This window comes from Oryzihumus sp., assembly GCF_036391795.1.
Classification (GTDB): domain Bacteria; phylum Actinomycetota; class Actinomycetes; order Actinomycetales; family Dermatophilaceae; genus Oryzihumus.
Map to the genome: position 1 here is coordinate 18,323 of NZ_DASVZH010000091.1, position 11,572 is coordinate 29,894.

Below are 11,572 nucleotides of genomic sequence, written 5' to 3' on the forward strand. Positions count from 1 at the left end.
GACCGGACGCGGGCCGCACGGCCCGGGCCGACGCGTCAGCGGCCGAGGAACTTCTCGAAGCCCTTGGGCAGCTCCACGTTGGCCGGGTCCGTTGAGGCGGGCTGGCCGTCGTCCTGGCCACCCGGCATACCGAAGGCCTGGTTGGCGGCGTTGATCCGGGCGTTGGCGGCCTTCTCGGCCGCCGCCTTCTCCTCCGCGGCGCGCTTGGCCGGGTTGCCGCTCTTGCCCTTCTTGCGCTGCTGACCCTTGGCGGCCTTCTTGCCGCCGCCCATGCCCGGCATCCCCGGCATCCCCGGCATGCCGGGGACCCCACCGCCGCGGCGCAAGCTGCGCATCATCTTCTGGGCCTGGGTGAAGCGCTCGAGCAGCTGGTTGACCTCGGAGACCGAGACACCCGAGCCGCGGGCGATCCGGGCGCGGCGCGAGCCGTTGATCTGCTTGGGGTGGGTGCGCTCGAACGGGGTCATCGAGCGCACCATGGCCTCGACCCGGTCGAACTCGCGCTCGTCGAGGGAGTCGAGCTGGGCGCGCATCTGGCCCATGCCCGGCATCATGCCGAGCATCTGCTTGAGCGAGCCCATCTTCTTGATCGCGGCCATCTGCTGCAGGAAGTCGTCGAAGGTGAAGTCCTCCTCCTCGAGGAACTTCCGCGTCATCTCCTGCGCCTGGCGCTGGTCGAAGGCCTTCTCGGCCTGCTCGATCAGGGTGAGCACGTCACCCATGTCGAGGATGCGCGAGGCCATCCGGTCGGGGTGGAAGACCTCGATGTCCTTGGTCTGCTCACCCACGGAGGCGAACATGATCGGCCGGCCGGTGACCTTGGCGACCGACAGCGCGGCACCACCACGGGCGTCGCCGTCGAGCTTGCCGAGCACGACACCGGTGAAGTCGACGCCCTCGGCGAACGCCTGGGCGGTCTCCACCGCCGCCTGGCCGATCATCGCGTCGATGACGAACAGGACCTCGTCGGGGGTGATCGCCGCACGGATGTCGGCGGCCTGCTGCATCAGCGCCTCGTCGATGGCGAGGCGGCCGGCGGTGTCGACGATGACCACGTCGTGCTGGCGCGCGCGGGCCTCGTCGATGCCCTGGCGAGACACGAGGACCGGGTCGCCAAAGGAGCGGGTGCCCTCGCCGGACTCGACCGCGGCGTCGTAGCCGGCCACGTTGCCCCGCTCGGGGGCGAAGACCGGCACGCCGGCACGCTCGCCGACGACCTGGAGCTGGGTCACCGCGTTGGGGCGCTGCAGGTCGGCGGCCACGAGCATCGGGGTGTGGCCCTGGTCCTTGAGCCACTTGGCCAGCTTGCCGGCGAACGTGGTCTTGCCGGAGCCCTGGAGGCCGGCCAGCATGATGACCGTGGGCGGGTTCTTGGCGAACTGGATCCGCCGGGTCTGCCCGCCGAGGATCGCGACGAGCTCGTCGTTGACGATCTTGACGACCTGCTGTGCCGGGTTGAGGGCGCCGCTGACCTCCGCACCGAGGGCGCGCTCGCGCACCGCGTGGGTGAACTCCTTGACGACGGGCAGGGCCACGTCGGCGTCGAGCAGGGCCATCCGGATGTCGCGGATCGTCGCGTTGACGTCGCTCTCGGACAGGCGGCCCTTGCCGCGGAGGTTCTTGAAGGTCGCGGTCAGGCGGTCAGACAGACTGGTGAACACCGGGCAAGGTTATCTTCCCTGCGCACCTGTCCCGTCGCACGCGTCGATCAGGACCGACACGGCCTGCGCCACACGGGCCGGCGGAAGGGCCCGACCGGCGAACTCGGTCAGGTAGAACGTGTCCAGCGTCTGCCCGGCGTAGGTGGCGATGTGGGCGCTGCGCACGCTCAGGCCGGCCTTGGCCAGGGCCAGCCCGACGTCGTGCAGCAGGCCGGGGCGGTCCTGGGCGCGGACCTCGACCACGGTGGCGTCCAGCGAGGCCTGCGGCACCACCATCGCCCGGGTCTGCCCCGGCGAGCCGGAGCTGGCATGGGCGCTCGCCGTCGGGCGCGGCGGGCGGCGGCGCTCCAGCGCCATCAGCGGCGCCCGGTCACCCCGGGCGAGGCGGAACAGCCCGCGCGCCAGCACGACGCCGTCGGGCGCGTCGCCGCCGGGTGACTCCACGTGCCACTCGTTGGCGGCGATGCCGTCCACGGTGCGCACGACCGCCGTCCGCACGACCAGGCCGTGCGAGGCGAGCAGGCCCGCCGTGTCGGCGAACAGCCCCAGACGGTCGCGGTCGTAGACGTCGAGACGGTGCACCCCGCCGACGCTGGTCACCTCCACGTGCGGCTCGCCGGCCACGACGGAGGCGACGACCTCCGGGGACAGCGGCCCTTCGAGCTCGTCGGGGACGGGACGGGCGGAGTCGTCACCCAGCGCGGCGCGCACTCCCCCGGTCAGGCGGTCGAGCAACTGAGCCCTCCAGTCGGTCCAGGCGGCCGGGCCCGCGGCGCAGGCGTCGGCCTCGGTGAGCGCGCGCAGCAGCTCCAGCACCGCGCGCTCGCCGCCGACGGCGTCCACGACCGCCGCCACGGTCTGCGGGTCCTGCGGGTCACGCCGCGTGGCGAGGTCGATGAGGGTGAGGTGCTCGCGCACCAGCAGGGTGACCAGGTCGACCTCCTGCTGCGGCAGCCCCATCCTGGTGGCGACCCGGGCGGCCACGGGCGCGCCGACGGTCGAGTGGTCGTGCGCGCCGGCGACCTTGCCGATGTCGTGCAGCAGCGCCGCCAGCAGCAGCAGGTCGGGGCGCTCGACGTCGCGCAGCAGGGCCTTGGCCTGCACCACGGTCTCGACCAGGTGCCGGTCGACGGTGTGCCGGTGGACCGGGTTGCGCTGCGGGCGGCTGCGCACGTCGGCCCACTCCGGGATCCAGCGCTCGACCACGCCGGCCAGGTCCAGCCCCTCCCACACCGGGATGAGGCCCGGACCGGCGGCGAGCAGGTCGGCGAACAGCGAGCGGGCCAGCACCGACCACGGCTCGGACAGCGGGGCGCTGTGCTCGGCGAGGTTGGTCAGGGTGGCCGGGGAGATGGGCAGGTTGTTGCGGGCGGCCAGCACCGCGGCGCGCAGCGCCAGCAGAGGGTCGCGGGCCGGGTCGACGCTCGGGCCGAGGACGAGCTCGCCGTCGTGCTCGAACAGGCCGTAGCCCAGCGGGTTCAGCTGCGGCCGGCGCGGGCCGATGCGCAGGGTGCGGGCGCGCTGGGACTGCCCCGCGCGGCGTACCGTCGCATCGAGCGCGAAGGCGATGGTCCGCGCGGAGGTGGCCACCCCCGTGAGCATCGCGTCGGCGTCCGGCTCCCCCAGCAGCGCGGCGACCGCGTCGTGCTCCTCGCGGGTCAGTCGGTCCCGACCACGGCCGGTGACGACGTGCAGCGCGTCGCGCACGTCGAGCAGGTGCTCGTATGCCGTGTCGACCGCCCCGTGCGGGCGGTCCGCCAGCCAGGCGGCGGTCAGCGCGCGCAGCACGGTCATGTCACGCAGGCCGCCGTGCGCCTCCTTCAGGTCCGGCTCGATGACGTGCGCGAGGTCGCCGTGGCGCCGGTGGCGGGTCTCCAGGGACTCGACCAGCTCGGGCAGCCGGCGGCGGGCGTTGGCCCGCCAGTCGTGCGCCAGGGTGGCGCTGGCCGCCTGGACGACCTCGCGGTCCCCGGCGACCCAGGTCAGGTCCAGCAGGCCCACCGCAGCGGACAGGTCGGCGGCGGCCACCTGACGGCACTGGTTGACCGTGCGCACGCTGTGGTCGAGCTTGGCCCCGCCGTCCCAGATGGGGTACCAGACGCGGTCGGCCAGCTCGGTCACCTCCCCCTCGGACAGCGAGCGCCCGTAGTGCAGCAGCACCAGGTCGTAGTCGCTGAGCGGGCCGCTGTCGCCGCGGGCCAGGCTGCCCACCGCCGCCAGGGCCACCCCCTCGTACCGGCCGCCCCTGGTCCCCTCCTCCCATATCTCCTGCAGCTGGTCGCGGGCGAACTCGGCCAGGGCGGTGCGGCGCTGCCGGCCGGCACCCGGAGCACCGAAGCTCCGGGTGCCGGCCAGGTCGAGCCGCTGCGCGGTCAGGTCCATGTCCCGACCCATGACCTACAGCGCGTCCGGGCCGCGCTCGCCGGTGCGGACGCGGGCGACGTCCTCAACGGGAACGGTCCAGATCTTGCCGTCGCCGATGCGGCCGGTCTGGGCGGACTTGAGGATCGCCTCGACGACCCCGGTGGCGTCCACGTCGTCGACGAGGACCTCCACCCGCACCTTGGGGACGAAGTCCACGGTGTACTCGGCGCCGCGGTAGACCTCGCTGTGGCCGCGCTGGCGGCCGTAGCCGCTGGCCTCGCTGACCGTCATGCCGGCGATCCCGAAGGCCTCGAGCGCCTCCTTCACCTCCTCGAGCTTGTGCGGCTTGATGATGGCGGTGACGAGCTTCATGCCGGTGCTCCCTGCTTGGTCGTGGCGGGCTGGGGCGTGGCGGCCGGGGTGCCTGCGGGCGGCGGCGAGCCGCCGAAGCGGGAGCCGCCGCTGAGGGTGCCGAGGTCGTACGACGTCTCAGCGTGCTGGTCGAGGTCGATCCCCGCCACCTCGGCGTCGCGCTCGACCCGGAAGCCGAGCACCTTCGCCAGGACCGTGCCGATGGCATAGGTCAGCACGAAGGAGAAGGCGAGGACGGCGAACGCCCCGACGGCCTGGCGCCACAGCTGGTCGACGCCCCCACCGTAGAAGAGGCCGTCGACCCCGGCGGGGGCCGAGGAGGAGGCGAAGAAGCCGATGGCCAGGGTGCCGACGAGGCCGCCGACAAGGTGGACGCCCACCACGTCGAGGCTGTCGTCGAAGCCGAAGCGGAACTTCAGGCCCACCGCCAGGGCGCAGACGACACCGGCGATGACGCCGATCGCGATGGCGCCCACCGGGGTGACCGCGGAACAGGACGGGGTGATGGCGACCAGGCCGGCGACGATGCCGGAGGCGGCGCCCAGGGACGTGGCGTGCCCGTCGCGGAAGCGCTCGGTGGCGAGCCAGCCGACGGCGGCGGCGGCCGTGGCGACCATGGTGTTGACCCAGGTCACGGCGGCGGTGTTGTTGGCGCCGAGCGCCGAGCCGGCGTTGAAGCCGAACCAGCCGAACCACAGCAGGCCGGCGCCGAGCATCACCAGGGTGAGGTTGTGCGGGCGCATCGGCTCCTTGCGGAAGCCGACCCGCTTGCCGATCACCAGCGCCAGGGCCAGGCCGGCGGCGCCGGCGTTGATGTGGACCGCGGTGCCGCCGGCGAAGTCGATCGCCTTGAGCTGGTTGGCGATCCAGCCGCCCTTGTCCGCCGCGTAGCCGTCGAAGGCGAACACCCAGTGGGCGACCGGGAAGTAGACGATGGTGGCCCAGACCACGGTGAAGACCATCCACGTGGAGAACTTGGTGCGGTCCGCGATGGCGCCGCTGATCAGCGCCACCGTGATGATCGCGAAGACGGCCTGGAAGGCGACGAACGCCAGCGCCGGGATGCCGCCGTGGGCCGGCGTCCCGTTCGAGGCGGCGACGTAGCCGAAGATCGAGTCCTTGCTGAGCAGGTTGCTCAGCCCGAAGTGCTGGAAGGGATTGCCGATGAGGCCGTTCCACGAGTTGCCGAACGCCTCGCTGTAGCCCCAGAGGACCCAGACGACGCCGACCGACGCCATGGCCCCGAAGCTCATCATCATCATGTTCAGGACGCTCTTGGCCCTGACCATGCCGCCGTAGAAGAACGCGAGACCGGGGGTCATCAGCAGTACCAGCGCGGCACTGGCGAGAACCCAGGCGGTGTCGCCGCTGTCGATTGTCATGCCGATGAGGATGCTCAGCGACCGTTTCACCAGATGCGGTCTTGTGTTACGGCCGTGTTAGCGATCCCTCGTGCACGTAAGCATCAGGTGAACACCGGCGGGCAGCTCGGGCCCCCGGGCGGCCACGCCTCAGGAGATCAGCGCGTCGACGAAGGCCTCGGGGTCGAACGGCGCCAGGTCGTCCGGGCCCTCGCCGAGGCCCACCAGCTTGACCGGCACGCCCAGCTTGCGCTGCACGGCCACGACGATGCCGCCCTTGGCGGTGCCGTCGAGCTTGGTGAGCACGATGCCCGTGACGTTGACGACCTCGGAGAAGACCTCGGCCTGGCGCAGGCCGTTCTGGCCGGTGGTGGCGTCGAGGACCAGCAGCACCTCGTCGATCGGGGACTGCTTCTCGATGACCCGCTTGACCTTGCCGAGCTCGTCCATGAGGCCGACCTTGTTGTGCAGCCGGCCGGCGGTGTCGATGAGGACCACGTCGGCCTCGGCCTCCGCGGCACCCTTGACCGCGTCGAACGCGACCGCGGCCGGGTCGGCGCCGTCCCGGTCGGAGCGGATGGTCGGCACGCCGACCCGCTCCCCCCAGGTCTGCAGCTGGTCCGCGGCGGCGGCGCGGAACGTGTCGGCCGCGCCCAGCACGACGTCCTTGTCCTCGGCGACGAGCACGCGGGCGAGCTTGCCGACGGTGGTGGTCTTGCCGGTGCCGTTGACGCCGACGACCATCACCACGGCCGGGCGCCCGTCGACCCGCGAGGAGGCGATCTCGCGGTCCATCGCCGGGTCGACCAGGGTCAGCAGGTCGGCACGCAGCCACTCGCGCACGGTGGCCTCGTCGGTCGCGCCCTCGACCTTGACGCGCGTGCGCAGCGAGTCGACCAGCTCGGTGGTGGCCTCGACCCCGAGGTCGGAGGTCAGCAGGGTGTCCTCGACGTCCTCCCATGCCTGCTCGTCCAGGCCGCCGCGGGACAGCAGCAAGAGCAGGCCCTGCCCCATGGCCGAGTTGGAGCGGGCCAGGCGGGCGCGCAGCCGCTGCAGCCGGCCGACCACGGGCGCGGGCGTCTCGACCGTGGGGGTCGGCGCCGGCTCGACCACGGGCGGCTCGAGCAGGTCGACGCCGGCCGTCGACTCGACGGTCCGCTTGGGCGTGTCCCGGGGCGGGGCGGACTCATCACCGACGGAGGGCTCCCGCGTGACCGGGGGCGCGCTGGGCGCCTGCGGCGGCAGCTGCTTGTCCTTGCCGCCGCGGCTGCGCAGCAGCCCGACGAGCAGGCCGACGCCGGCGAGGGCGATGAGGACGACGAGGGCGAGGATCTCCTGGGTCTGGCTCACAACGCACCATTGTCCCAGAACCGCGGGCGTGTGACGCCCGCGCGGACGTGCGCCATCGGGGCGGGCGGCCCCGGACGCAGGTATGCCGTGCCCCTCACCTCACGGTGAGGGACACGGCATACCGGTGCAGGGGTCACTGCGGGGCGGCGATGCTCCAGATCCCGCGACCGTGGGTGGCCACGTAGACGTTGCCGTCCGGCCCGGCCTCGACGTCCATCACCGTGGTGGTGGGCAGCCCGGTGCCGAGCACGGACCAGCCGGTCGCCCCCGGCGCGCGGTAGAACGTCGCCAGGTCGGTGCCGAGCACCAGCCCGCCGTTCGCCAGCTGCTTGACCGAGCTGGCGGGCACGTCGGGCAGGTTGGCGGAGATGTCGCTCCACGTGGCGCCGCCGTCGGTCGTCTCGTAGACGTGGCCGACCCCGGCACCCGGGCCCTCGGTGAACCGGCGGGAGAAGCCGTTGACCGCGACGTAGGCGTGCTGGGTGTTGGTCGGGTCGATACCCACGCCGGCGAGGAACCGGTTCGGGACCGCGTCCGGCAGCGTCACCGCGTGCCACGAACCGCCGGCGTTGGTGGCCAGGCCACGGGTGAACCCGGCGTTGTTGCACGGGCCACACCACGTGACGTAGCCGACGCCGCCGTGCATCGCCACCGCGGTGGCCGAGTGCCCGGCACCGAGGTCGAACGCCTTGGTCCACTCGTCGGCGCTGCGCATGCCCCAGCCCTTGTCCGAGGTGTAGACGTAGCGGCCACCGGTGATGAACCCCTTGGAGTCCTGGGAGTCCACGGCGATCGGGGCGATGAAGCGCGGCGAGGGGTCACCCGGGTTGAGGCTCCACGAGCTCGCCTGGTCCGCGCTGAGGGCGCCCTTGTTGAGCGCGCAGTTGTTCGTGATCTTGATGTCGAGGTTGACGTACTCCTGCAGCTGGTTGCACCCGTTGGCCGGGTCGGCCGCACCGTCGCCGCCGTCACCACCGAAGTTGGAGCCCATGGTGGTGTCGCCGTTGGTGCCGTCGGGCTTGACGGCGAACAGGTTGGAGACGCCGTTGTCCTGCAGGCCGCCGGAGACGACGACGCCACCGTTCGTGGTGTCCTTGCCCACCGAGACCGAGTAGTACTGCAGGGCGTCCATGGTCCCGTCCTCGGTCATGGACTTCCAGTCGGTGCCGTTGCCGTTGGCGTTGTTGGTGCCGTTGACCGGGCGCCGGTAGATGCCGCCGTCGTTGCCGATGAAGACCACGGGGCTGCCGCCGGCCGTGCCGACCGTGACCGAGTGCTGGTCGGAGTGCGGCGCCATCGGGCAGGTGTTCTTGGCGTCACTGATGTCCCAGCACGGGAAGCCGAAGTTCCAGTACGGCGCGATGGCCGCCCAGTGCGATCCGGCGTCCTTGGTCTCGAAGACCTCCTCCAGGCCCGCCCAGACGTGGTCGGGGTTGGCCGGGTCCACCTGCAGGAACTGGTTGTACCAGGCCTGCACGCCCACGGCATACCCCTTGCGGTCCAGGGCGGAGCCGGAGTTGTGCAGCTGCTGCGACGTGGCGATCTGGTTCCACGGACCGTTCGGCGAGCCCGTCTTGGACACGTAGATGCCGGCCAGGCTGCTGGAGGAGTTGATCTTGCTCGGCGCCTGAACCATCGCGTAGAGCCGGGAGCCGTCCTTGCTGAACGCGAAGGTCGTGTAGCCGATGTCCGAGCCGTTGCTGATGCCGCCGAGGACGACCGACAGCTTCTTCCAGCTCGACGGGCCCTTGGTGAAGTCCTGCGTCTCGTAGAACCCGTTGTAGGTGTCGCCCGAGCGCCAGCCGATGGCCGCCACGACGTGCTTGGGGTTCTTCGGGTCGACCGCGATGTCGTTGACGATGTTCTTGTATGCCGCGTTGGTGGGGCCGGAGGCCGAGTCCCCCTTCCACTGCGAGCCGGCCGGGACGAGGACGGTGCCGGCGTCGTCGGTGATCTGCGGCATCCAGTCCGGGTTGGGATAGAACGCCGGCTTCCAGTCACCGGAGGCGCTCGAGGCGTCGTGGTACCAGATGCCACGGTTCGTGGCGGCGAACACCGTGCCGCCGCCCCAGCGGAGGCGGCCGATCGTGGTCGACTCCAGCTCCTTGCCGCCGACGCGGTCGCTCGGCGAGAACGAGCCCGCGGCGGGCGTCGCCAGGCGGTAGACGCCGGCGCCGACGTAGGACGTGCCGCCGGTGTTGGCCTCCCCGGTGGCGTACCAGAGCGCGCCGTCGCCGGCGAGCTGCAGGTCGCCGCCGCTGAGCGAGGGCAGCGCGTCGGCGATCGGGGTCCACGCCCCGCCGCCGGTGCTCGAGCGCCACACGCCACCGTTGGCGCCCGCGGCATAGACGTGCCCCAGGGCGTCGGCGGCCAGGCCGGTGACGCGGCCGGTCACGTGCCCCGCGCCGCCGGAGGAGTTGGAGTACCAGTCGCGGTAGCGCGGGTCGTCGGCGTCGTAGGGCACCTTGGTGACCTCATGCCAGCTTCCGGCGGTGTGCGACATGGAGCTCAGGGCGGTGAACGCGGCACTGTAGGCGCCGGGGGCCACGATCCCCGAGGGCGCGGTGCGCGCCTGGGTGAACTCGTCGGCGATCGAGAACGCTTCCTTGGACTCGTTCTGCGCCTCGGCGGGGTTGCCGCCGGCGATCATGAGCGCCTTCTCCATCACGGCGGCGTTGTAGTGCCGCGCCTCGAACTGGTGCTCGAGCCACTTCTCGCGCAGCTCGTAGCGTCCGGCGTAGCCGCCGACTGCGCCGGCCACGAGGGCCAGTCCGAGCGTGCCGGAAATGATCTTGCGTCGCTTGGTCAGCGAGGTCCGCATGTCCCCTCCTGGGAGACCCGGCGGGGCGTTGCCCCCCTGGTGGCGCGGAGCCGTGTTCTCGACTCCGCCGAAACGCCCCGGGGGTCCCGGGGCACCACCTGCGGACATTAGGCGGACGCCGGCCACCATCGGCAGTGGTAGCAGTGGTTTCTTGAAGAAACCTTTACCTTCGCGACCGGCCCCTCGGCGGCGCCGGCTGGGCGGCGGGCCGGTGCGGCACCGCGAACGTCACTCCGGCGTCTTGGAGGACGTGCTGTCGGTGACCTTGTCCTTGGCGCTCGAGAGCGCTTCGCCGGTCTTCTCCACGGCGGCCTGGGTGACCTCGGTGGCCTTCTCCACGGCGGTGCCGGTCGCCTCCTTGACCTGCGCCACGACCTCCTCGCCGCGGGCGGTGAGGATGTCGCGCCCCTGCCGGCGGGCCGGCACGGCCACCACGCCGACGACTGCCACAGCGAGACCCAGGCACAGCAGCATTCCGACGATGAGGACGACCATGGGTCCACGATGCCCCGGCCTGATGTGGCGCGACAAATCCACCGGTGCCCCTGTGACGGGTGTCACCTGACGCGCCGGAAGGGGCGCGGTCAGGCAGGTTGGACGTCCCTGATCCGCTGGGACACCACGGTCGTCACGCCGTCACCTCGCATGGTCACGCCATAGAGCGCGTCGGCGATCTCCATGGTGCGCTTCTGGTGCGTGATGACGATGAGCTGGCTGGAGTCGCGCAGCTCCTCGAACAGCGTGATGAGCCGGCCGAGGTTGGTGTCGTCGAGGGCGGCCTCGACCTCGTCCATGATGTAGAAGGGGCTGGGGCGCGCCTTGAAGATCGCCACCAGCAGCGCCACGGCGGTCAGCGAGCGCTCGCCACCGGAGAGCAGGGAGAGGCGCTTGATCTTCTTGCCCGGCGGGCGGGCCTCGACCTCGATGCCCGTGGTGAGCATGTTCGCCGGGTCGGTCAGCACCAGCCGGCCCTCGCCACCGGGGAACAGCCGCTGGAACACGCGCTCGAACTGCGCCGCGGTGTCGTGGTAGGCCTCGGTGAAGACCCGCTCGACGCGCTCGTCGACCTCGCGGACGATGTCGAGCAGGTCGCGCTTGGAGCTCTTGAGGTCCTCGAGCTGCTCAGTGAGGAACTTGTGCCGCTCCTCCAGCGCCGCGAACTCCTCCAGGGCCAGCGGGTTGACCCGGCCGAGCTGGGCCAGCTTGCGCTCGGCCGAGCGCAGCCGCTTGGCCTGCACCTCCCGGACGTAGGGCTGCGGCTGCAGCGCGTCCGCCTCGTCCTGGTCCATGTCGGGGTCGGGGACCACCGGCACCAGCTGGTGCGGGCCGAAGTCCTCGATGAGCACCTCGGGGTCGATGCCGAGCTCCTCGACCGCCTTGGTCTGCAGGGTCTCGATCCGCAGCCGCTGCTGCGCCCGGGCCACCTCGTCACGGTGGACCGAGTCGGTCAGCTCGCGCAGCTCGTCGCCCAGGGTGCCCATCTCGCGACGCACCTGCGCCAGGGCCGCGTCCCGCTCCGTGCGCTCCCGCTCGGCTGTGGCCCGCTCGCGGCTGGCCTGCTCCAGCGAGCGGCCCACCGCCTCGACCGCGTATGCCGCGCCGCGGCGCACCGCCTCGGCCACCGTGGCCTGGCGCCGGCGCCG

8 protein-coding genes are annotated in these 11,572 nt (G+C 72.0%); all 8 read right to left on the reverse strand.

Annotation, left to right across the window (positions count from 1 at the left end; translation table 11 throughout):
• Positions 1 to 35: 35 nt before the first annotated feature.
• Positions 36 to 1,661 carry a signal recognition particle protein gene (ffh, locus tag VF825_RS05480; RefSeq protein ID WP_331110964.1) on the reverse strand — a complete coding sequence of 542 codons (1,626 nt, stop codon included), beginning with the start codon at positions 1,659 to 1,661 and terminating at the stop codon, positions 36 to 38.
• 9 nt (positions 1,662 to 1,670) lie between these two features.
• Positions 1,671 to 4,043, reverse strand: a complete 2,373-nt coding sequence (locus VF825_RS05485) for a [protein-PII] uridylyltransferase (RefSeq protein ID WP_331110966.1) — start codon at positions 4,041 to 4,043, stop codon at positions 1,671 to 1,673.
• 15 nt (positions 4,044 to 4,058) lie between these two features.
• Positions 4,059 to 4,397, reverse strand: coding sequence for a P-II family nitrogen regulator (locus tag VF825_RS05490; protein WP_141788990.1), 339 nt, complete (start codon positions 4,395 to 4,397; stop codon positions 4,059 to 4,061).
• Positions 4,394 to 5,779 (reverse strand): ammonium transporter, encoded by a 1,386-nt coding sequence (locus VF825_RS05495; RefSeq protein ID WP_331110969.1) that lies wholly within the window; start codon positions 5,777 to 5,779, stop codon positions 4,394 to 4,396. Before VF825_RS05495 ends, VF825_RS05490 begins: the two co-directional genes overlap by 4 nt.
• Before the next feature lie 129 nt (positions 5,780 to 5,908).
• On the reverse strand, positions 5,909 to 7,108 hold the full coding sequence (gene ftsY, locus VF825_RS05500) for a signal recognition particle-docking protein FtsY (RefSeq protein WP_331110971.1): 1,200 nt from the start codon (positions 7,106 to 7,108) through the stop codon (positions 5,909 to 5,911).
• Between the two features lie 133 nt (positions 7,109 to 7,241).
• Entirely contained in the window at positions 7,242 to 9,929 is a 2,688-nt protein-coding gene (locus tag VF825_RS05505; protein WP_331110973.1) for a hypothetical protein, read from the reverse strand.
• Positions 9,930 to 10,157: 228 nt separating this feature from the next.
• Positions 10,158 to 10,424 (reverse strand): hypothetical protein, encoded by a 267-nt coding sequence (locus VF825_RS05510; RefSeq protein WP_331110975.1) that lies wholly within the window; start codon positions 10,422 to 10,424, stop codon positions 10,158 to 10,160.
• A gap of 89 nt (positions 10,425 to 10,513) precedes the next feature.
• On the reverse strand, positions 10,514 to 11,572 hold a 1,059-nt coding region (locus tag VF825_RS05515; RefSeq protein ID WP_331110977.1), incomplete at its 5' end, for an AAA family ATPase.

Bases quoted from the DNA above. Each gene is read 5' to 3' on its own strand.
- VF825_RS05485 (WP_331110966.1), bottom strand. From the start codon at position 4,043: ATGGACCTGACCGCGCAGCGGCTCGACCTGGCCGGCACCCGGAGCTTC.
- VF825_RS05490 (WP_141788990.1), bottom strand. From the start codon at position 4,397: ATGAAGCTCGTCACCGCCATCATCAAGCCGCACAAGCTCGAGGAGGTG.
- VF825_RS05495 (WP_331110969.1), bottom strand. From the start codon at position 5,779: ATGACAATCGACAGCGGCGACACCGCCTGGGTTCTCGCCAGTGCCGCG.
- VF825_RS05505 (WP_331110973.1), bottom strand. From the start codon at position 9,929: ATGCGGACCTCGCTGACCAAGCGACGCAAGATCATTTCCGGCACGCTC.
- VF825_RS05510 (WP_331110975.1), bottom strand. From the start codon at position 10,424: ATGGTCGTCCTCATCGTCGGAATGCTGCTGTGCCTGGGTCTCGCTGTG.